This window comes from Pseudomonas sp. MOIL14HWK12:I1, assembly GCF_000510705.1.
In the GTDB taxonomy this organism is placed as follows: Bacteria; Pseudomonadota; Gammaproteobacteria; order Pseudomonadales; family Pseudomonadaceae; genus Chryseomonas; species Chryseomonas oryzihabitans.
This window is the reverse complement of sequence record NZ_KI783308.1, coordinates 195,768-216,667: the sequence shown is the minus strand read 5'-3', so window position 1 is coordinate 216,667 and position 20,900 is coordinate 195,768. Positions and strand designations below refer to the sequence as shown.

Annotated in this window: 16 protein-coding genes and 1 tRNA gene; 9 read left to right on the top strand and 8 right to left on the bottom strand. The window is 69.3% G+C overall.

Annotated elements, in window-relative coordinates; all coding sequences use genetic code 11:
* The first annotated feature begins 120 nt into the window (after positions 1 to 120).
* Both PSEK12I1_RS0118640 and PSEK12I1_RS0118635 read left to right on the top strand, forming a co-directional pair.
* Positions 121 to 540, top strand: coding sequence for a GNAT family acetyltransferase (locus PSEK12I1_RS0118640; protein ID WP_027602552.1), 420 nt, complete (start codon positions 121 to 123; stop codon positions 538 to 540).
* A 347-nt stretch (positions 541 to 887) separates the two neighbouring features.
* On the top strand, positions 888 to 1,358 hold the full coding sequence (locus PSEK12I1_RS0118635; protein ID WP_027597112.1) for a helix-turn-helix domain-containing protein: 471 nt from the start codon (positions 888 to 890) through the stop codon (positions 1,356 to 1,358).
* Positions 1,359 to 1,590: 232 nt separating this feature from the next.
* Here the strand turns inward: PSEK12I1_RS0118635 and PSEK12I1_RS0118630 are convergent, their stop codons facing one another.
* Complete coding sequence (locus PSEK12I1_RS0118630) at positions 1,591 to 2,817, bottom strand: hypothetical protein (RefSeq protein ID WP_051399077.1); 1,227 nt, start codon at positions 2,815 to 2,817, stop codon at positions 1,591 to 1,593.
* A 34-nt stretch (positions 2,818 to 2,851) separates the two neighbouring features.
* Here PSEK12I1_RS0118630 and PSEK12I1_RS0118625 point away from each other — a divergent pair, with 34 nt between their 5' ends.
* From PSEK12I1_RS0118625 to PSEK12I1_RS0118605, 5 genes are all read left to right on the top strand, one after another.
* Positions 2,852 to 3,157: a nucleotide pyrophosphohydrolase gene (locus tag PSEK12I1_RS0118625; protein WP_007159555.1), complete on the top strand. Its 306-nt coding sequence runs from the start codon at positions 2,852 to 2,854 to the stop codon at positions 3,155 to 3,157.
* The gene (locus PSEK12I1_RS0118620; protein ID WP_027602550.1) at positions 3,154 to 3,909 is read left to right on the top strand and encodes a methyltransferase domain-containing protein; all 756 of its coding nucleotides are present in this window, start codon (positions 3,154 to 3,156) and stop codon (positions 3,907 to 3,909) included. The genes PSEK12I1_RS0118625 and PSEK12I1_RS0118620 overlap by 4 nt, the downstream gene beginning before the upstream one ends.
* Positions 3,910 to 3,956: 47 nt before the next feature.
* Entirely contained in the window at positions 3,957 to 4,568 is a 612-nt protein-coding gene (locus tag PSEK12I1_RS0118615) for a DUF4136 domain-containing protein (RefSeq protein ID WP_027602549.1), read from the top strand.
* A gap of 61 nt (positions 4,569 to 4,629) precedes the next feature.
* Positions 4,630 to 5,214 carry a DUF4136 domain-containing protein gene (locus PSEK12I1_RS0118610; protein WP_027597115.1) on the top strand — a complete coding sequence of 195 codons (585 nt, stop codon included), beginning with the start codon at positions 4,630 to 4,632 and terminating at the stop codon, positions 5,212 to 5,214.
* A 160-nt stretch (positions 5,215 to 5,374) separates the two neighbouring features.
* Positions 5,375 to 7,915, top strand: a complete 2,541-nt coding sequence (locus PSEK12I1_RS0118605; RefSeq protein ID WP_027602548.1) for an EAL domain-containing protein — start codon at positions 5,375 to 5,377, stop codon at positions 7,913 to 7,915.
* A 4-nt stretch (positions 7,916 to 7,919) separates the two neighbouring features.
* Here PSEK12I1_RS0118605 and PSEK12I1_RS0118600 read toward each other — a convergent pair whose 3' ends face one another.
* From PSEK12I1_RS0118600 to nirB, 3 genes are all read right to left on the bottom strand, one after another.
* Positions 7,920 to 8,129 carry a hypothetical protein gene (locus tag PSEK12I1_RS0118600; RefSeq protein WP_027602547.1) on the bottom strand — a complete coding sequence of 70 codons (210 nt, stop codon included), beginning with the start codon at positions 8,127 to 8,129 and terminating at the stop codon, positions 7,920 to 7,922.
* A 382-nt stretch (positions 8,130 to 8,511) separates the two neighbouring features.
* Positions 8,512 to 8,868, bottom strand: a complete 357-nt coding sequence (nirD, locus tag PSEK12I1_RS0118595) for a nitrite reductase small subunit NirD (RefSeq protein ID WP_027602546.1) — start codon at positions 8,866 to 8,868, stop codon at positions 8,512 to 8,514.
* A 2-nt stretch (positions 8,869 to 8,870) separates the two neighbouring features.
* Positions 8,871 to 11,420, bottom strand: a complete 2,550-nt coding sequence (nirB, locus tag PSEK12I1_RS0118590; protein WP_027602545.1) for a nitrite reductase large subunit NirB — start codon at positions 11,418 to 11,420, stop codon at positions 8,871 to 8,873.
* A 581-nt stretch (positions 11,421 to 12,001) separates the two neighbouring features.
* Here nirB and PSEK12I1_RS0118585 point away from each other — a divergent pair.
* Positions 12,002 to 16,033, top strand: a complete 4,032-nt coding sequence (locus PSEK12I1_RS0118585) for a bifunctional nitrate reductase/sulfite reductase flavoprotein subunit alpha (protein ID WP_027602544.1) — start codon at positions 12,002 to 12,004, stop codon at positions 16,031 to 16,033.
* A 9-nt stretch (positions 16,034 to 16,042) separates the two neighbouring features.
* On the opposite strand, the gene PSEK12I1_RS0118580 is transcribed toward PSEK12I1_RS0118585, so the two are convergent.
* On the bottom strand, positions 16,043 to 16,651 hold the full coding sequence (locus PSEK12I1_RS0118580; protein ID WP_231501053.1) for a TetR/AcrR family transcriptional regulator: 609 nt from the start codon (positions 16,649 to 16,651) through the stop codon (positions 16,043 to 16,045).
* A 145-nt stretch (positions 16,652 to 16,796) separates the two neighbouring features.
* On the opposite strand from PSEK12I1_RS0118580, the gene PSEK12I1_RS0118575 reads away from it, so the two are divergent.
* The gene (locus PSEK12I1_RS0118575; protein ID WP_027602543.1) at positions 16,797 to 17,807 is read left to right on the top strand and encodes a hypothetical protein; all 1,011 of its coding nucleotides are present in this window, start codon (positions 16,797 to 16,799) and stop codon (positions 17,805 to 17,807) included.
* Positions 17,808 to 17,817: 10 nt separating this feature from the next.
* Here PSEK12I1_RS0118575 and PSEK12I1_RS0118570 read toward each other — a convergent pair.
* The 3 genes from PSEK12I1_RS0118570 to PSEK12I1_RS0118560 all read right to left on the bottom strand — a co-directional run bounded on the left by PSEK12I1_RS0118570 (position 17,818) and on the right by PSEK12I1_RS0118560 (position 20,813).
* Positions 17,818 to 17,913, bottom strand: a tRNA-Sec gene (locus PSEK12I1_RS0118570).
* A 9-nt stretch (positions 17,914 to 17,922) separates the two neighbouring features.
* Positions 17,923 to 19,836: a selenocysteine-specific translation elongation factor gene (gene selB / locus PSEK12I1_RS0118565; RefSeq protein ID WP_027602542.1), complete on the bottom strand. Its 1,914-nt coding sequence runs from the start codon at positions 19,834 to 19,836 to the stop codon at positions 17,923 to 17,925.
* Positions 19,837 to 19,925: 89 nt separating this feature from the next.
* Positions 19,926 to 20,813, bottom strand: coding sequence for a LysR family transcriptional regulator (locus PSEK12I1_RS0118560; protein ID WP_027602541.1), 888 nt, complete (start codon positions 20,811 to 20,813; stop codon positions 19,926 to 19,928).
* Positions 20,814 to 20,900: the final 87 nt, after the last annotated feature.

The following is a 20,900-nucleotide window of genomic DNA, read 5'->3' as shown; positions in this document are numbered from 1 at the left end:
CTCCTACATGGTGATCAGAACCCGTAGGAGCGGCCCATGGCCGCGATAGAGCCGTTAAAGCCAGCAGCATCCTCGAACGCACCTGTTATCTTTGGGCTTCATCCCGCTGCCAGACTCCCAATGTACATCCGCCCCTTCCAGCCCGCCGACACCGAGGCCGTGGTCAGCCTCTGGCAGGCTTGCGGTCTGACCCGTCCCTGGAACGATCCCTACCGCGACATCCAGCGCAAGCTCGCCGAGCAACCCGAATTGTTCCTGGTGGGCGAAGCGGACGGCGTGCTCATGGCCAGCGCCATGGTCGGCACCGATGGCCATCGCGGCTGGCTCTACTACCTGGCGGTGGCCCCGGCCCACCAGCGCTGCGGCCATGCCCGGCGACTGGTGGCGACCGCCGAACAGCTGCTTACCGAGCGCGGCTGTCCCAAGCTGCAGCTGATGGTGCGCCGGGACAATGCGGCGATCCTCGGCTTCTATGCGGCCTTGGGTTATGTGGAGGCCGAGGTCGTCACCCTGGGCAAACGGCTGATCGCCGACAACTAGAATGGAAGGCGGCGAAGCCCTGTCCTCTGCCGATACTCAATGCCCAGTGGAAAACGCTTCGCGGTTTTCCACGCTACGGACTGACAGCTGACTGTAGGGTGGGTAACGGCGCAGTCTTACCCACGCGCAGCCGAACCTGTTGTGGAAACCCCTGGACGGTTTCCACCAGGTATAGCCGGTGTAGAGTGGACGGATCCTCTGAGGAGACAGGCTTCCGAATCCCCCTGCCAGCGAGGCCGTCAGGTCCCTGTCGCCTCCCTGTCAGGCTGCTGTCGGGTTGCCGTCGTGTCGGACAGAGGGCTCTGCAGCTAGGCTTTCCCTCGTCCCTCATCGCTGGAGAAATCGAGATGCAACTGCCCAACAGGATCAAGGAACACCGCCTGGCGCGAGCCTGGTCGCAAGAGCAGCTGGCCGAACTCGCGGGCATCAGCACCCGTACGGTGCAACGCCTCGAAAATGGCGAGCAGGCCAGTCTGGAGACGCTGAGCGCCCTGGCCGCCGTCCTGGAGATCAGGGTGAGCGATCTGACCGAGCAAACCTCCCAGGAAGCAGGATCCGCCGCAGACGAGCGGATCGCCAATGCTCGTGAACAGGTGGCCGCCGAGATCGGCTTCTATTGGCAGGTGCTGCGAGGCCTGGTCATCTGCATCTTTCTCTATGTGCTCAATCGGGAGACCTCGCCCGACAGCCACTGGTCCTGGTGGGTCGCCGCCATCTGGGGAGTTCTGCTGCTGGGCCGCGGCATCCAGACCTTCTTCCTGCGCGACCGAATCGCCCTCTGGCAGCACGCCCGGCTGCAAAAGCTGCTACGCAAGTAGCAAAGGCCGGCGATCGGCACCCACCTCCCGGCGGCCTCGGGCCATAGCGCGGCCATCCGGCCATCGGACTGCCGAGCCAGGTGGCGATCCTGGACTTCAACAGGCTCAGCGCCAACCCACGAGCGTGCGACCCGCTGCCGTAGGTTGGGCTGAGACGGCTTCATCGTCGAAGCCCAACATCCCAGACCTTTTCCTTGCTGTCGGGCTTCGCTGGGCTCAACCCAACCTGCGTTTAGCGTGGCAGCAGCCCCACCAACGGCCCCGGATGCTTGCGGACCTCGGCGTAGGGCACCAGGGTGCCGCCGGGTTCGTCGCAGTTGCGGGCGGCGCGGAAGAAGGTCGGACCGAGGTAGAGACCCTTGGGCGTCAGGTACCAGGGCGCGAGTTGCCAGACGTCGGCGCTGCGATAATCGCAGCCGTCGCCATCGGCCGGCGCCTGCATCAGCTCTGGATACAGGCGGGTGAACAGCCCGATCACCCAGGGCGCCAGGGTCTGTTCCCGATAGTCCGCCAGGGCCTGGGAATAACGATCCGCCGGCTGCGGGCGGATCGGCTGGCCGTGACCCAGCCAGAGAACGTCTTCCAGCGCCAGCTCCTGGCCGGTCTGGAGATCCAGGGTCAGGGGCGCGCTGCCGAAATCCGGGTGGGCCGCGCCGCTGCAGCTGTACTGGCTGAACAGATTGACGCTGAGCACCCGCTCGGTGAGCAACTGCGGGGTCACCTGCAGGCTGTGCTCGCCGTCAGGACCGATGCAGCTCAGATGGGCGTCCACCTCCGCCCAGAGGCGGTCGCGCAGCACGGCATTGGCCGCCTCGCTGGCGCCCTCCACGGTAAACAGCTGCATGCCCGAGACCGGCTCGCGCCACCCGCGCAGCTCACGCCCCATGAAGGTCTGGCGCTCGCCCGGTTCCAGCTGGAGTCCCTGCAGGCGGCGATATTCGTAGGGGTCGTCCCGGCGCAGTTGCTGCCGATAGCGATCGTCCGCGGCGGGCTGCGCCAGGTGCAGCGGGGCCAGGGCGAGGGGCAGGGTCTTGCCGGCCCCGCTCCAGCTGCCGGTCCAGCGACCGTCGGTGCCGCGCGTCAGCGACCAGCTGGCCTTGGCGCCCTCCTGCCAGGGCGCGCCCTCCTCCAGCTCCAGCCGGTCGCCCGGCTGGGCCGGACCGCTCAGGCGCAGGTCGCGGCGATAGCGGTCGTAGAAATAGCGCCCATAGGCTTCGTCATTGGCGGTGGGATCGAGCTCCACCACCACCCGGGCCTGGCCCAGGGTGCCTTCCAGCAGCAGCTTTTCGGCATGGGCGACGCCGGTGGTCAGCAGCAGGGCCAACCCCAGTCCGGTCAGGCAAGCTTTCATCAGGGCTCCCGCAGCCAGCGTATCGGTGTTGCGCCCAGGGTAGAGCAGCGGCGCCAGGCTGTCTCGCGGGTCGGCGGACGAGCCACTGCCGCCCGCGCGTTCAGCCATGGGAGAATGGCGTTTTTTCGCCCCCCGGACGCCCATGGACCTCCCCGCCCTGCTCACCCGCCTGCACGCGATCCGCGATGCCAACGCCTGGCGGCGCTATCACAACCCCAAGAATCTGGCGATGGCCGCCAGCGTCGAGATGGCCGAACTGGTGGAGATCTTCCAGTGGAAGAGCGATGTCGAAGCTCGCGCCCTGAGCGCCGCCGAGCGCGAACACGCCGGCCAGGAAATCGCCGATGTGCTGCTCTATCTGCTGCAATTGGGCAGCGAACTGGAACTGGACGTGGAACAGGCGGTGCTGGCCAAGCTGGCCGATAACGAGAGGCGCTTCCTGCCGTGAGCGATACCTTCTTCGACGACCGCGCCACCCGCTTCGCCGCCAACATCTATGGCGGCACCAAGGGCGCCATCCGCCTGGCCGTATTGCAGGCGGATCTGACCGAGGTGCTGCCGCAACGCCCGCTGCGGGTGCTGGACATCGGCGCCGGGCTCGGCCACATGAGTCTCTGGCTGGCGCAACAGGGCCATGCGGTGACCCTGGCCGAACCCTCGGCGCCCATGCTGGCGGGGGCCCAGGAGGCCTTCGCCGCCGCCGGCCTCGACGCCGCCTGGCTGGCGCTGCCCTGGCAGGAGCTGCCCTTCTTCGCCGAACCCTTCGATCTGGTGCTCTGCCACGCGGTGCTGGAATGGCTGGAGACGCCCACGGCGATCCTGCCGACCCTGCAACGCTGCCTGGCGCCGGACGGCTGGCTGTCGCTGGCCTTCTACAACCGCGACGCCCTGATCTATCGCAATCTGCTCAAGGGGCACTTTCGCAAACTCCGGCAGGGTGAATACGCCGGCGCGGGCCAACGCGGCCTCACCCCGCAACAACCGCTGGACCCGCGCGAGGTCGAGGCCTGGCTGGCGCCGGACTGGCGGATCCAGGCGCGCAGTGGCGTACGGGTCTTCCATGACTACATGCCGCCGGAATTCCAGGCGCGCGCCGCGGGCGAGGAGCTGGTGGCCATGGAACTGGCCCATCGACGGCATCCGGCCTTCGCCGGTCTCGGCCGCTATCTGCATTGGCTCTGCCAAGCTAAGGCAGGATGACCCCGGGCGCGGTATGCTCTGGCCAGCATTCCTTCGAGGAACCGGTCATGCGTCGCCCCCTGTTCTGCCTGTCGCTCGCGCTGCTCGCCCTGGCCGGTTGCCAGACGCCCAATCCCTATGTCGCCAGCAGCCTGCCCGAAGCCTCGGTGCCGGTGCTGCCGCAGCAGGATCCGGCGGCCTATCCGCCGGCACCGCGTGACTGGAGTCGCTATCGTACCTGGCGCTGGGCCCCCGGCGCCGCCGTGGTCAGCGGCGGCCTGGATGGCCAGACCGTGCAGCAGGCGGTGGCCGACGGTCTTGACCAGCGTGGGCTGCGACCGGCCCTTGGCGGTGCCCGCGCCGATCTGCAGGTGCGGGCCCGCCTTACCCAGCAGCAGCGCAGCGAGCAGTACACCGACTACTACGACACCGGCTATGGCTACGGCGGCTACGGGCCCCATGGCTACGGCCCGGGCTATGGCGCCACCGTCGGCCAGGCGCGGACCCGCACCCGGACCTTTCTGGTCGACGTGCTGGAGGTGGAATTGCTCGATCCCGCCACCGGCCGCGTGCTCTGGCATTCGGCCGCCGAGCAGGCCAGCGGCGGCAACAGCGGCGAACGCGCGCGCACCCTGAGGGATACCACCCGCCGCCTGCTGGCCAACTATCCGCCCAGCTGACGCGATAAGTCGCCCTTAAGCCAGTCCAAGCAGACTAGTCCCCTGACCCAGAGGATCGCCCATGAAACGTTGCCTCCTGCTGCTTGCGGTCCTCTTGCTGGCGGCCTGCGCCGAGCGTGGCCCGCGCAATCTGGACTATGACGCCAGCCGCGATTTCGCCGCCTATCGCAGCTGGGGTTGGGCGGATCCCGCCATCGAGTACCGCCCCAACGATCCGCGGGTGCGCAGCGATCTCACCGAACAGCGCCTGCGCGATTCGGTCAGCAGCGGGCTCGACCAGCGCGGGCTGCGTCCCGCACCGGCCGGCGCGCGCCCGGATCTGAAGATCAAGCTCTATGTGATCCTCGATCAGCGCCAGCAGAGCTTCAGCTATGCCGATCCCTACTGGGGCCCGGGCTGGGGTGGCCCCTGGGGCTCCGCCTGGGGTCCCGGTCCCTGGGGGCCGAGCTATGTGCGCACCCAGACCGTCACCTACCCGGTGATGACGGTGCAACTCGACATGCTCGATGGCCGTGACGGCAAGCTGGTCTGGCGCGCCAGCGAAGAGCGCCTGCTGGACGACCAGAACGCCACCCCGGCCCAGCGCAGCGCCGCCTTCAGCCGGCTGATCGGCGACCTGCTCGTCAGCTATCCGCCGCGGCCTTGAGCGGTCTACCGTCCGGGCGGCTCTTGGCTGCCCCCGGTCCGACGCTGAGCAGACGGCCGCTGGGCGGTAACGGATAATGGCCTCTGGCCAGGTACCCCGCGCGTCGTCTGTAGCCCGCTTGCGGGGAACCTGACTGTCTCCAGCGCCGCCCAGGTTGATCATGACGTCCACGCCCATCGCCACCCGCCGCAGCCACAATCTGCTGCTGCGCCTCTTTCCGGTCATCTGCGCCCTGCCGATCCTGCTCGGCCTCGGCTGCTACCTGCTGATCAGGACCGCCACCAGCCAGGACGCCGACGTCCAGCAACGCGCCCGCACCTATATCGAGCGCACCCTGGTGCAGGTGGAAAACGAAATCGGCCACAACATCATCAACTACGCCAAGTGGGGCGAGGCCTACAAGCACCTGCACCTGACGGTCGATCTGTTCTGGGCCAACGACGAGCGCAACGTCGGCGACATCCCCTATGAGCTCTACGGCTACAACGGGGTCTTCGTACTGGATCCGCAGGACCGGACCGTCTACGCGGTGATCGATGGTCGGCCGACCGAGCGCGCGGCGGCGCAATGGCTCGAAGGCGATCTGGCCGGTCTGCTGGCGGAGACCCGCCAACGCCCCGGCGAGACCGAAAGCCTGGTCCGGGTGCTGAGCGTGGGCGGCGTCCCGGCGCTGGTCGCCGCGGCCACCATAACGCCGGGCGCGAGCTACAGCGTGGCCCCTGGCCCCGGCGCGCCCTCGGTGATGCTGTTCGTCAACGTGCTCGATCCGGACACCCTGGCCCATCTCAGCGACACCTATGGCCTGCCGCGACTCGAGGCGTCGCGGGCGCCCCTCGCCGATCACCAATACCTGCAGTTTCTGGATTCGCCGCTGCTGCTCAACTGGCAACCGCCGCAACCCGGTGCCCAGCTCCTGCGCCGTACCCTGCCGATCTTTCTGGCCGGGGTGCTGCTGCTCGGGCTGGTGCTGGCCCTGCTGATCCGTCATGCGCTGAATTCGGCTCGCCAGCTCGACCGGCAATTCGATGCCCTGGTCGCCAGCCAGGCCGAACTGAGCCGCAGCGAAAGCCGCTTTCGCGAACTCGCCGAGGCCGCCTCCGACTGGCTCTGGGAAAGCGACGCCGCAGGCCGTATCACCTATCTGTCCGAACGCTTCGCCCGCATCACCGGTCATGCGCCCGGCAGCTGGCTCGGCCGGCCGCTCACGGAGCTGTTCAGCAGCGAGACCACCCGCCTGGCCAACTGGCTCCAGGACAACGTTCACCAGCGCGACGAGCGTCAGGTGCTGCGCTGCCACTATCGCGACCGCCAGGGTCACGCCCGGGTCTGCGAGATCACCGCCCGGCCGCTGCCCGAGGGCGCCGGCTTTCGCGGTACCGCCAGCGACATCACCGCCGCGGTCAATGCCCAGGCGGAAATCGAACACCTGTCGCAACACGACAGCCTGACCGGCCTGGCCAACCGGCTGCAATTGCAGCACTACCTGGCGCGCAAACTGGCGCAATCCAGAACGCCGCTGACGCTGCTCAGCCTGGACCTGGATCGCTTCAAGCCGGTCAACGACAGCCTCGGCCATGCCGCCGGCGATCGGGTGCTGCAGGAAATCGCCCGCCGCCTGCAGGCCAGTCTGAGGCCCGGCGGCCTGGTGGCGCGCCTGGGTGGCGACGAATTCATCGTGGTGTTGCTCGGTCACCTGGACGTGGCGACGGTCGACCAGATCTGTGCCCGCCTGGTAAACGCCATCGGCCGGCCGATTCTGCTGGAGGAGCAGTCGGTCAGCGTCGGCACCAGCATTGGCATCGCCCAGGCCCCGGACCAGGCCACCCAGGTCGAGGACCTGCTGCGTCTGGCGGATATCGCGCTCTACCAGGCCAAGGCCGCGGGTCGCAACGGCTGGTGCTTTCATGCGCCGGCGATGGACGCCCAGCTCAGCCAGCGGCGCGATCTGGAGCAGGAATTGCGCCAGGCGCTGGCGCTCGACCAATTGCGCCTGGGCTACCTACCGCGCCGAGGCATCTCCACGGGTGACCTGAGCGGCGTCGAGGTCCAGCTGCACTGGGCCCATCCACTGCGCGGTCTGCTGCCGCCCGCCGCCTTCCTGCCGCTGGCCGAGGAAACCGGACTCAGCGTTGCCCTGGGCCTGTGGCTGCTGGACGACGCCTGTCGCGCCGCCGCGGCCTGGCCCGTGCCGCTGCGGCTGGTCATCAGCCTATCGGCGCGCCAGTGCCCCGATGCCGAGGCCCTGGTGGAGGCGGTCGCCAGCGCCCTGCAGACGAGTGGTCTGGCAGCTGGACGCCTGGAGCTGCAAGTGCCCGAGGCCTTGTTACAGGTGGAAGACGCGTCTCTCACTCAGCTGCAGGCGCTCAAGGCCCTGGGCGTGCGCCTGAGCCTGGCCGACTTCGGCAGCGGCTCAGGCGGCCTCGAGGCGCTGCGCCAGTCCGTGCTGGATGGCATCAGCCTGGATAGCCGTCTCGTCGCTCGCCTGGAAACTCAGCCTGCCGATGCCGCCATCGCCCAGGCCCTGATCGGCCTCGGACGGACCCTGGGCCTGCGGGTGGCGGCGACGGGCGTGGAGACGCAGGACCAGTTGGACTGGCTGCGGGCGCACCTCTGCGACGAGGTCCAGGGCCCGCTGTTCGGCCCGGTCCTGGCCGGCAACGACCTGGCGTTGCTGCTGGCTAGCGAACAGCGGCCGGGATGACGACCTAGAGGCGCTCCAGCCACCCCAGATCGCCCCCGCGGGCCGGTACCGGATAGCAGCCATAGGGCGCATAGCCATGGGTACAGACCGGATCGGCGCGCAGCGTGGGTTCGCCCACCGGTTGCGCGCGCCGGCCCTCCAGCAGGGCGATGGCGGCCAGGGCCAGAAGCAGGGTGATGAACAGCGCGGAGCGAATTGTTCTTGTCAGGCGCATGGTGACCTCCCGCGAGGCGATTGCCAGGATCGGCAGACAACGTCCCCGCTCCTTAAGTATCGACCCTTGGAAGTCATTTCGCCGCCCCGCGCAGCTCCCGATTGCGCAAAGCTGCACTGCGGTGGGTGCAACAGTGGGCTAGGGCGAAGGGTGGAGATCCCGGACAAGGCTGCGCCGTTGTCCAGGCTACGCGCCAAGCCCCGCCCCACTCTAGACCGCCCCCTCTCCCGCCGGGAGAGGGTTGGGGTGAGGGCCACCTGGCTTCGCCTTGGCCATTTCCGGACAAGGCCGCGCCTTTGTCCAGCCTACGCGCGAAGCCCCGCCCCACTCCGGACCGCCCCCTCTCCCGCCGGGAGAGGGTTGGGGTGAGGGTCGAGCCGCGTCAGGCGATCTCCACCTGCTCGCCGTTCAGCCGCACCGCCCAGGTGGGCAGGGCCTGCTCGGGGTACTCCAGGCAGCCGCCGTCCGCCAGGCGGAAGTGCTGCTTGTACAGCGGCGAGGCGATCACCAGATCCGGGCCCAGCTGGCCGACGATGCCGCGGCCGATGACGTTGGCGCCGGACTTGGGGTCGCGGTTGCCCACGGCGAAGACCTTCTGCTCGGTGTTGGGCAGGTAGAACAGCGCCACCTGCTCGCCCTCGTGCAGGGCCACCACGCCGGACTGGGGCACCAGGTCGGCCAGGCTGCACAGGGGTTGCCAGCGGGGTTCCAGGGCACGCGCGGTAGTGGTCTGGGTCATGGTCAGGCCTCCTCGGTCAGGTTGATCAGGTGCAGTTCGCCGTGGCGCGCCGGCCGACGCTGGCCACGCTCCTTGACGAAATGGATGTCCGGGTCGCTGCCGCGCTGGTTGACGAAGGTACGGAAGCGCTTGAGCTTGTCCGGGTCGTTCAGGGCGTTGGCCCATTCGCATTCGTAGCGATCCACCACCAGCTGCATCTGGGCTTCCAGCTCGGCGCCCAGGCCCAGGCTGTCGTCGATGATCACCTGCTTGAGGTAGTCCAGCCCGCCTTCCAGGGACTCGCGCCACACCGAGGTGCGCTGCAGGCGGTCGGCGGTGCGGATGTAGAACATCAGCAGCCGGTCGATGTAGCGGATCAGGGTCTCGTCGTCGAGGTCGGTGGCGAACAGCTCGGCGTGGCGCGGGCGCATGCCGCCGTTGCCGCAGACATAGAGGTTCCAGCCGTTCTCGGTGGCGATCACGCCGATGTCCTTGCTCTGCGCCTCGGCGCATTCGCGGGTGCAGCCGCTGACGGCGAACTTGAGCTTGTGCGGGGCGCGCAGGCCCTTGTAGCGGTGCTCGATGTCCAGCGCCATCTTGACGCTGTCCTGCACCCCGTAGCGGCACCAGGTGCTGCCCACGCAACTCTTCACCGTGCGGGTGGACTTGCCGTAGGCATGGCCGGTCTCGAAGCCGGCGGCGATCAGCTCGCCCCAGATGTCCGGCAGCTCGTGCAGCTGGGCCCCGAACAGGTCGATGCGCTGGCCGCCGGTGATCTTGGTGTAGAGGTCGTATTTCTTCGCCACCTGGCCGATGGCGATCAGGCCTTCCGGGCTGATCTCGCCGCCCGGAATGCGCGGCACCACCGAGTAGGTGCCGTTCTTCTGCATGTTGGCCATGAAGGTGTCGTTGGTGTCCTGCAGCGGCACCAGGTGCGGATCGGTGATGGAGCCGTTCCAGCAGGACGCCAGGATGGAGCCCACCGCCGGCTTGCAGATGTCGCAGCCATGGTGCCCGCGCCCATGCCGCGCCAGGAGCTCTTCGAAGCTCTCGATACCCTCCACCCGCACCAGGTGATAGAGCTCCTGGCGGGTATGGGCGAAGTGTTCGCAGAGACTCTTGTCGACCTCGACGCCCCGGGCGATCAGCTCGTGCTCGAAGACCTGCTTGACCAGCGCCGCGCAGCCGCCGCAACCGGTGCCGGCCTTGGTGCAGCTCTTGATGCCGGCCAGGTCCGTGCAACCGGCGTCGATGGCGGCGCAGACCGCGGCCTTGGTGACGTTGTGGCAGGAGCAGAGGGTGGCGGTGGCCGGCAGGGCATCGGCGCCCAGGGTCGGGGCGCCCTCGCCCACCGGCATGATCAGGCTGGCCGGATCCTGGGGCAGCGGGATGCCATTCTGGGCGTATTGCAGCAGGGTGTCGTAGTAGCTGTTGTCGCCCACCAGCACGGCGCCGAGGACGTGCTTGCCATCGGCGGACACCACCAGGCGGCGGTAGCTGGCGCTGGCTTCGTCGATGTAGCGATAGCTGCGCGCGCCGGGCGTGGCGCCGTGGGCATCACCGATGGAGCCCACGTCCACGCCCAGCAGCTTGAGCTTGGTGGACATGTCGGCGCCGGTGAAGGGCGTGGCCTGACCGTGGCAGAGGGTGGCGGCCACCAGGCGCGCCATCTGGTAGCCCGGGGCGACCAGGCCGAAGATGCTGCCGTTCCAGGCGGCGCACTCGCCGATGGCATGGATGAAGGGGTCGCTGGTCAGGCAGCCGTTGTCCACGGCCACCCCGCCGCGGGCGCCGAGTTCCAGGCCGCAGCCGCGGGCCAGGGCGTCCTGGGGACGGATGCCGGCGGAAAACAGGATCAGGTCGGTCTCGAGGAAATCCTCGCCGGCGAAGTTCATGCGGTAGCGGTACTCGCTGCCGGCGGTGATGTTCTGGGTGGCCTTGGACAGGTGCACGCCTACGCCCAGGTCCTCGATGCGCTGCCTGAGCGCGGCGCCGCCCAGATCGTCCAGCTGTACCGGCATCAGCCGCGGGGCGAACTCCACCACATGGGCTTCCAGGCCCAGGGATTTCAGCGCATTGGCCGCTTCCAGGCCGAGCAGGCCACCGCCCACCACCACGCCGCGGCGCGCGCGGGCGGCGGCCAGGCGGATGGTGTCCAGGTCGTCCAGGGTGCGATAGACCAGGCGCGAATCCCCTTCGGCACCCTCGATGGGCGGCACGAAGGGATAGGAACCGGTGGCCAGCACCAGGCGGTCGTAGCCAAAGGCGCCCTCGGGTGTCAGCACCTCGCGCTGTTCGCGGTCGATGGCGGTCACCGCGCAGCCCAGGTGCAGCACCAGGCCGGGCACGGCATAGAGGCCGGCTTCGCTCATGGCCAGGGATTCGGCATCGCGACCGGCGAAGTACTCGGAGAGATGGACCCGGTCATAGGCGCGCTGGCGCTCTTCGCCGAAGACATGGATCTCGTAGTGGTCCAGGGCGCCGGCCGCCAGCAGCTGCTCGACGAGGTGATGGCCGACCATGCCGTTGCCGACGACGATCAGGCGTTCTTTGCGGGTCACGATGCTGTTCATGGAGGCTATCCCCCGGCCGAGGCCAATCAGGTTGATTCGCGGCAAATAAAAAGGCGCCTGAAACCTTGCGGTCTCAGGCGCCTTTGCCTGTTCTAGTAGGGAGGAGCCCTTGGCTCTGCTCCGTGCCCGTCGCCTGCAGTGGCTGTCGATCGCCGTTGATCGACCGGGCGACCCGAATGGGCGGGTCTGCCAGAGCTTTTGCATCGGTTGTGCCAGTTTCGTCGGCTGGCCCGCAGATCGGCCACTGGCGCGGGCTGCAGCCCGCCAAGCGGCTTGCCGGCGCCTTTCCGGACGGCTGCCGACTGGAACCACAACGGTGCAAGGCAGGGTCGGCCTGCCCTGTCCCGGCGCATCTCGACCGCCGTGGCTGTGACCTCGCCAGGCGCCACCGCCACCCCGCCAGGCCAACAGTCATGCGCTCCCCGCGCGCACCGGACCAAGCTGGCGCGAGCCTTGCTAATTCCCTGGCATGGAGCGGTCAACGTCGATCGCCCCCTTCACGACAAAGGCGCCGTGTTCGCCTCCCTCCGGGGAGCGCGACCGGCGCCTTTTCGCTTTCTGGTTTTCGAAGGATCCTTGCCATGACCACTACCCACCTCAAGAGCGTCTGCCCCTACTGCGGCGTCGGCTGCGGGATCGTCATGCAGGTGGAAGACGGTCGGGTCACCAAGGTCAGCGGCGATCGCGACCACCCCGCCAACCGCGGCCGCCTCTGCACCAAGGGCAGCACCAGCCACCAGGCGCTGGTGGACAGCGGGCGCATGGAGCAGGCCTATGTCCGCCACGACCGCTCCCACGAACCGGTGCAGACCGGGCTGGAGCAGGCCGTCGCCGTCACCGCCGAGCGCCTGCGCGCCATCCTCGACCGCGACGGACCCGACGCCATCGCCTTCTATGTCTCCGGGCAGATGTCGCTGGAGGCCCAGTACCTGGCGAGCAAGCTGGCGCGGGGCTTCATCGGCACCAACCAGCTCGAATCCAATTCCCGCCTGTGCATGGCCAGTGCCGGCACCGGCTACAAGCTGTCCCTCGGCGCCGACGGTCCGCCCGGTTCCTATGACGACCTCGACCGCGCCGACCTCTTCCTGGTCAGCGGCGCCAACATGGCCGACTGCCACCCCATCCTCTTCCTGCGGCTGCTGGACCGGATCAAGCGCGGCGCCCGGCTGATCGTCGTCGATCCCCGGCGCACCGCCACCGCCGAGAAGGCCGATCTCTTCCTGCAACTGCGTCCGGGCACCGATCTGCTGCTGCTCAACGGCCTCTTGCACCTGCTGCACGCCGAGGGCTATCTGGACGAAGCCTTCATCGCCGCCCATACCGAGGGCTGGGCGGCCATGCCGGCCTTTCTCGCCGACTACAGCCCGGCGCGCGTGGCCGCCGGGACGGGGCTGGCCGAGGCGGACATCCGCACCGCGGCGCGCTGGATCGGCGAGGCCGGTGAATGGACCAGTCTCTGGACCATGGGCCTGAACCAGAGCACCCACGGCACCTGGAGCACCAACGCCCTGTGCAACCTGCACCTGGCCACCGGCAAGATCTGCCGCCCCGGCAGCGGCCCCTTCTCCCTGACCGGCCAGCCCAATGCCATGGGCGGACGCGAGATGGGCTACATGGGGCCCGGCCTGCCCGGCCAGCGCAGCCTGCTGTCCGCCGCCGACCGCGCCTTCGTCGAGCGTGCCTGGAAGATTCCGGAAGGCACCCTGCACACCCGCCTGGGCCAGGGCACCGTCGCCCTGTTCGAGGACCTGGCCGCCGGCACCGTGAAGGCCTGCTGGATCATCTGCACCAATCCGGTGGCCAGCGTGGCCAATCGCGACACGGTCATCCGCGGGCTGCAGGCCGCCGAACTGGTGATCACCCAGGACGCCTTTCTCGACACCGAGACCAACCGCTACGCCGACATCCTCCTGCCCGGCGCGCTCTGGGCCGAGGCCGACGGAGTGATGATCAACTCCGAGCGCAACCTGACCCTGGCCCCCCAGGCCGTCACCCCGCCCGGCGCGGCCCGCGCCGACTGGCAAATCATCGCCGACGTGGCCTGCGCCCTGGGCTATGGCGAACACTTCACCTACGCCTCGGCCGCCGAGGTGTTCGACGAGATCAGGCAGTTCCACAACCCCCAGACCGGCTACGACATCCGCGGCGTCAGCCATGCCCGGCTGCGCGAGACGCCGCTGCAATGGCCCTGCCCCAGCGCAGCGAGCGATCCGCGCCAGCCGATCCGCTATCGCAACGACGGCCGCAGCCAGACCCTGCGCCTGGACGAGACCGGCGAACCCACCGCGCTCAACTTCGCCACCCCCAGCGGCAAGGCGCAATTCTTCGCTCGCCCGCACCTGGACCCGGCGGAATTGCCCGATGCCGACTACCCCTTCGTGCTCAACACCGGGCGTCTGCAGCACCAGTGGCATACGCTCACCAAGACCGGCAAGATCGCCGCGCTGAATCGCCTCAATCCGGCGCCCTTCGTCGAGGTACATCCCCAGGACGCCCAGGCGCTGGGGCTCAGCGCGGGCGATCGCCTGGAAATCACCTCGCGGCGCGGTCACGCGGTGCTGCCGGTGACCGTCAGCGACCGGGTCCAGCCCGGCAACTGCTTCGTCCCCTTCCACTGGGCCGACGTCCAGGGCAGCGACCTGGCGATCAATGCCGTCACCAGCGACGCCGTCGATCCGCTCTCGCTGCAACCGGAACTCAAGGTCTGCTCGGTGCGCCTGACCCGGGTCGCCACCATCCCCCACCGCCAGCTGCCGGTCGACGAGCCGGTCACCGAGAGCGTCCAGCAACCCGCCCTGGCGCGGCTGGCCGATCTCACCGGGGTCGCCACCGCGGTACGGCCCCAGCTCAGCGCGGCCGAACGCACCTACCTGGCCGGCTTCATGGACGGCCTGCGCGACGGGGGCGCCCAGGGCGTGCCCTGCCTGCCGGCCCAGGCGCCGCTGGCCGCCGACACCCGCCTCTGGCTCGATGGCCTGCTCGCCGGGCTATTCAGCCGCCTGCCGCAAAGCCAGAGTGCCGGCCTGCCCCAGACCGCTACCGCGCCGGCCGATCTGGTGGTGCTCTGGGCCTCCCAGACCGGCAACGCCGAAGCCCTGGCCGAGCGCTGCGTCGCCCGCCTGTGCCAGGCCGGTCTCACCGTGGAATTGCACGACATGGCCGCCTATGCCGTGGAACGCCTGAGCGGTGCCCGCCGCGTCCTGCTGGTGAGCAGCACCTTTGGCGACGGCGATGCCCCGGACAATGGCCAGGCCTTCTGGCAGGGCCTCGGTCGCCTCGATGCCTCCCTCGCCGAGCTGGACTACGCCGTGCTGGCCCTGGGCGATTCCACCTACGAGCAGTTCTGCGGCCACGGCCAGCGCCTCGACGCCCGCCTGGCCGAACTCGGCGCCCGGCGCCTCTGCCCGCGCCTTGACTGCGACGCCGATGGCCTCGACGCCGCCGACGCCTGGCTGACCGCCCTGCAAGGGCAACTGGCGCCCCAGGCCGCCCAGGTGCCCGTCGCCCCTCCGACCACGATCGGTCGCCCGACGGCGGTGCCCGCGCGGCTGGTCATCAACCGGAGACTCAACGGTGCCGGATCGAACAAGGAGGTGCGGCTGTTCGGTTTCGAATCCGCGCAGCCCCTGATCTACCAGGCCGGCGACGCCTTGAGCGTGAAGGCGCGCAACTGCCCGGAGCTGGTCGAGGAGGTCCTCGCCCTCGCCGGACTGGACGGCGAACAAGCGGTCGCGGTGGCCAAGGTCGGCGAGCTGTCGCTGCGCCAGGCGCTGAGCGAACACTTTGAGATCGCCCGTCCCAATCCCGAGACCCTGGCGCTGATCGCCGAGCGCAGTGGCGCTGCCGAGTGCCGCGCCCTGCTGGGCAACCGGGATGAACTCAAGACCTGGCTCTGGGGCCGGCAACTGGCCGATGTGCTGGCGCACTTTCCCGCCCGCCACGATGCCAGCGAGTTGCTCGGCAGCCTCAAGCGCCTGCAGCCGCGGCTCTACTCCATTGCCTCCAGCCCCCTGGCCCATGCCGGCCAGGTGCACCTCACGGTCTCGGCGGTGCGCTACGGTCAGCGCAAGGGCGTGGCCTCCACCTTTCTCGCCGACCGTCTGCAGGACGCCACCACCGAGGTGCATGTCCAGCCTTCACGTCACTTCCGCCTGCCGGACCAGGGCGACGTCCCGCTGATCATGATCGGCCCCGGCACCGGCATCGCGCCCTTCCGCGGCTTTCTCCATGAGCGCCGCGCCCGGGGCGACCAGGGCCGCAACTGGCTGTTCTTTGGCGAACAGCACGCCGCCCATGACTTCTACTACCGCGACGAACTGGAAGCCTTCCAGCGCGATGGCCTGCTGAGCGAACTGAGCCTGGCCTTCTCCCGCGACCAGGCCGAGAAGATCTATGTGCAGGATCGGCTGCGCGAACGCGGCGCCGAGGTCTGGCGCTGGCTGCAGGACGGCGCCCGCGTCTACGTCTGCGGCGATGCCAGCCGCATGGCCAGGGACGTCGACCAGGCCCTGCGCCAGGTGGTGGCCACCCATGGCCACCTCAGCGACGAGGCCGCCGCCGACTATGTGCGCGGGATGAGCGGGCAGAAGCGCTATCTGAAGGACGTCTACTAGCGCCGGTCGCTACAGCACCGCTCGCACCAGGCGGGTAAAGGCCTCGATGGCCTCACGCTCGCCCAGCGCCCCGCGCACCACAGCCGCGGCCAGAGCCTCGCCGGCGCCGACCAGGCCAATGCAGGACACCTGCAACTCTGCGGCGGACCTCGTGCTGTGCGGCGTGAGCACCGCCGCCACCATCCGGGTGCCGTGCTCCAGCAACTCCTGATACACGGCGGTCTTTTCCTCGCTCCCTGCCAGGGCCGCCGCCAGCACGCCGACCTCGCCCTGCATGTCGGTCACGCAACGGATGTAACCCTCGGCCAGCGCCGCGGTGGCCTCTTCGGCGCTCTGCTGCCGGGCCGTCATGGCCTGGCGAAAGGCATCCATCTGCGCCAGATCGAGCCAGCGATAGAGTTCGATGAGCAGTCCCGAGCGGGTACCGAAATGCTCGTAGACGACCGGCTTGGAAACGCCTGCCTGTACGGCCAGATAGCCCAGGGTCAGGCGATCCGCGCCCTCTTCCCGGACGATGAGCCGCGCTGTTTCCAGCAATTGCTGACGCCGCGCCGCCTTAGAAAGACGCCGCCCGGCACCATCGGAGATCGGTTTTTCAGGGGTGGATCGCTCTGCCATTGGTCACGTCTTCTTGCAAACCTACCAAAGGTAGGTTAATCCTGATTTAGAATCTACTCTTGGTAGGTTAACGCGGGGAGCAGCTGCTGGCCAGCTGGCGGTGCGGTCTCCGCGATCTCAGCACTGCAACCACGAGGACAGCATCATGCCACTGCAACCCATACTCTTTGCCGGCGGTTCGGGCACGGTAGGCCGCCAGGCCGTCCACTGGTTCCGCCAGCGCCAGCCTGACTGGCCGCTGCTGGTGGGGGGCCGCAACCTCGCCACGGCCGAGGACGTCGCCCAGGCCGCCGGCCAGGCCCGGGCAGTGGGCCTGGATCTCGACCAGCCAGGGCTGGGACTGGATCCCGCCCTCACCCCGGCAGCCATCATCATGCTGGCACCGGATCAGGCCCTGCACGGCCTGAGCCTCGCCCAGCGCCTGGGCATCCCCTATCTCAATGCCAACACCGGCGTCACCGAACTGGGGCCGGAAGTCGCCCAGTTCATGCACCACCCCGGCGCCCATGCCCTGGTGCTGTCCAGTCACTGGGCTTCGGGCGCCGCCCTGGCGCTGGCGCTCGATCTCGCCCGCCGCTTCACCCGGGTCGCGGCCATCGGGGTGGAGGTCTTGCTGGACGAAGAAGATCCGGCCGGTCCCCTGGCATGGGAGGATATGGCGCGGGTGCACAGCGCGGCGCCCGCGGCCCTGGCGTTTCGGCATGGGCGCCGCCACTGGCTGAGCGGTGCCGACCTGCAGGGCAGCGTCACGGCGCTGGACGGTCGCACGCTGGCCGCCACGGCCTTTGGCTCCATCGACCTGCTCAGTCTCTGGGCCACCACCGCCGCGCCGGAGCTCCGCTTCGACATCGCCATGGGCGAGTCCTCCAGCCGGCGGCGGGGCGCGGAAACGGCGGCCGAGATCGCGGTCAGGGTGACCGGTGAGAGGGACGGCCAGACCACCACCGCACGGTCCGTGCTGGAATTCAGCCAGGGGCAGGCCTCGCTGACTGCCCTCGGGCTGGTGCTGTCGCTGGAGCGGGCGCTGGGCCTGGTGGGCGGTAGACCGCTGCCGGCAGGTCTCTATATGCCCGAACAGCTCTGGGCGGCCGACTGGTTCCTGCAGGAGTTGCAGCGGGAGGGCGCGGTGCTCCATCACCCGGTGAACGGGCACTGAACTCAGGAAATGGCGGAAGGCAGTGGGAGTCGAACCCACCCGGGAACGGCTGCCGTCCCCAACCGGGTTTGAAGCCCGGCCACGCCACCGGGCGTGATTGCCTTCCTCTGTTGCGCTAGCCCTCGGCGGCGCGGGCCCAGGCGCTGTCCGGGCGGACCCGGCGCTCGTCGCCGAAGCGACGGGTGAAACCGATGCGATCCAGGCATTCGAGGATCTGGATGCTGCGCTTGCGACCGATGCCGAGGGCATCGCGAAAGGCCGCGGCGCGAATGATCCCTGCTTCGCGCTCCAGGCGCAATGCCTCACTGGCCGCGGCTTCCAGACTGGCCTGGGGATAGAAGAGATCCTTGACCACCTGGGTCAGTTCCCCCAGCCGGGCCAGTTTGCGCAGCAACAGGCGCACCTCGGCCTCGGGCTGACCCAGGCTCTTGGCGAGATCGCGGGTCCAGGGCGGATCGAAGCGCTGGGCCTCCAGCAGCGGCCAGAGCCGGGCCTTGAGCCCCTCCTCCGCTTCGGTGAGGCGTACCCGGTGATCGGGTAGGTGCAGCCAGGGACCGCTGCTCTGCAAGTGTCCCTCGGCCAGGGCCGTCTCCAGCAGCGCCAGATAGACGGGCCGCTCCAGTTCCGGCGCGGCGATGCGGCGCAGGCGATCGCGATCCGGTCCCAGTTCGTCGGGTTGCTCCTGGTGAAAGGTAGCCAGCGCCACGCCCAGGCGCTCGAGTGCCGCCTGCCACAGAGCCGCCGCGAACAGCCGCGGACCGACCCGCGTGTCCACCCTCAGGGTGTCGGCGGGCAACTGCCAGTCGCCTTCGGGGCGGTTGAATTGCCGGGCCAGCAGTCGCGGATCGAGACCGCCCGCGGCCTGGGCCAGGAGTTCGGGCAGGGCTTCCTCCAGGCCGCCCTGCCGCAGCGCCTGGAGTTGCGCCAGGCGCTGCGGGGTGCGGCGATGGCGGGCCGGGGCGAAGGGATCGAGCAGCCGCGCACCGCCCAGGGTGCGCTGGGCGGACTGGTCGCGCAGCACCAGGCGATCACCGTGCACCCCGTGCAAAGGCGCATTGAGCACCAGTTGCGCCAGGGCCGTGGCACCCGGGGCGAGGCTGTCCCCTTCCAGCAGGGCGACGCGCCCGGTGAGATCCTGGGCGCCGAGGTGCACGTGCACCGGCGTCCAGTGCGCCAGGTTGCGCGCCTCGCCCGGCAACAGGCGCAGCTCCACGTCGATGCGGGTGGTGGGCGCGTGCAGCGCCTCGGCCACCAGCCAGTCGCCGCGGGCGAGGCTGTCGGTGCTCAGGCGCTCGCCCGCCAGATTGAGCGATACGCGCTGACCGGCCTGGGCGGCTTCTGCCGCGCGATTCTGCGCATGCAACCCCCGCACCCGCAGGCGCTGGCCGCGCGGGGTGAGGATGAGCTCGTCGCCAACGGCCACCTGGCCGGCGAAGGCGGTGCCGGTGACCACCACCCCGGCCCCGGCGACGCTGAACACCCGGTCCACCGCCAGGCGAAAGCCACCGCGGACGTTGCGCTGGCGCACCTGGTCCAGGGCCGCGAGCAAGGCGGCGCGCAACGCGGGGATACCGGCGCCGCTGGGGCTGGCCACCGGATACAGCGGCGCCCCGGCGAAGGGCCCGGCAGCCAGCAGCGCACTGACCTCCTGCCCCACCTGCGCCAGCCGCTCGGCGTCCACCCGATCGGCCTTGGTCAGGGCCACCAGCAGCCGGGGAATGCCGAGCAATTCGAGGATCGCCAGGTGCTCGCGGGTCTGCGGCATGACGCCGTCGTCGGCCGCCACCACCAGCAGGGCCAGATCCAGGCCGCTGGCACCGGCCAGCATGTTGTGCACGAAGCGTTCGTGGCCGGGCACGTCGATGAAGCCGGTGAGGCCGCCGTCGCCCAGATCGGCATAGACATAGCCCAGGTCGATGGTGATGCCACGCGCCTGCTCTTCACGGCGGCGGTCACCAGCGACTCCGGTGAGGGCCTGGATCAGCGCGGTCTTGCCATGGTCGATGTGGCCGGCGGTGCCGATGATCATGGGGACGGTACCAGGCGGGAGAACAGGGGCGTCATGGGGGCTCCAGGCGGCGGACTGGCGCTCAGGGTAGCGGCGCCCCGCGCGCCCGCCTAGCCGTGATGCTCGCGCAGGAAGGCCACGAAGGCGCGCAGCGGGGCTGGCAGCTGGCGGCGATCCGCGTAGTAGAGCCGCGGACCGGGAAAGGACGGGGACCAGTCCGCCAGCACTTCCACCAGGCGGCCGTCGGCCAGGGGCACGGCCAGGTAGTCGGCGAAGGAATAGATGAGGCCGACGCCGTCGAGGGCGGCCTGCAGTTCCAGGTCGAGTGCCGAAGCCAGCAGGCGACTGCCCGGCGCGATGTTGATGACCTCGCTGCCGCGCTCGAAACTCCATTGCGCCACCAGGCCGCTGGCGAAGCGATGCCCGATGCAGGAATGCCGGACCAGGTCGGCGGGATGCGCCGGTACGCCATGCTGTTCCAGGTAGGCCGGGGTTCCGGCCACGGCGAATCTCTGGGTGGCCGGGCCCAGCCGCACGCTGATCATGTCGGCTTCCAGGTGCTCGTCGTAGCGCACACCGGCATCGAAACCAGCGGCGAGCACGTCGATCAGCCGGTCCTCGGCCACCACCTCCAGGCGAATGCCCGGATGCCGAGCCAGGAAGGGGCCGATCAGCGGCGGCAGCAGCACCCGGGCGACGATGGTGGGCACATTGAGTCTCAGGCTGCCCACCGGACTTTCGCCCTCGGCATTGATGGCGTCCAGCGCGCCGCGCACCTCGCACAGGGCCGGGGTAAGGCGTTCCAGCAGGCGCTGGCCGGCCGCGGTGGGCGTCACGCTGCGGGTGGTGCGGTGCAGCAGCCGCACATCCAGTTCCCGCTCCAGCCGCCGCACCGCATCGCTCAGCGAAGAGGCGGCCACGCCACGCACATAGGCGGCGCCGCGAAAGCTGCGGGCCTCGGCCACGGCGGCGAAGGCCGCCAGGTCATCCAGATTCAAGGCGCCTCCATTGTACGGCTAGGCGAACAGGTCGTTGTGTCAGGACCGGATTATCGCACGGCACCCTGGCGACTAGAGTGAAGCCTC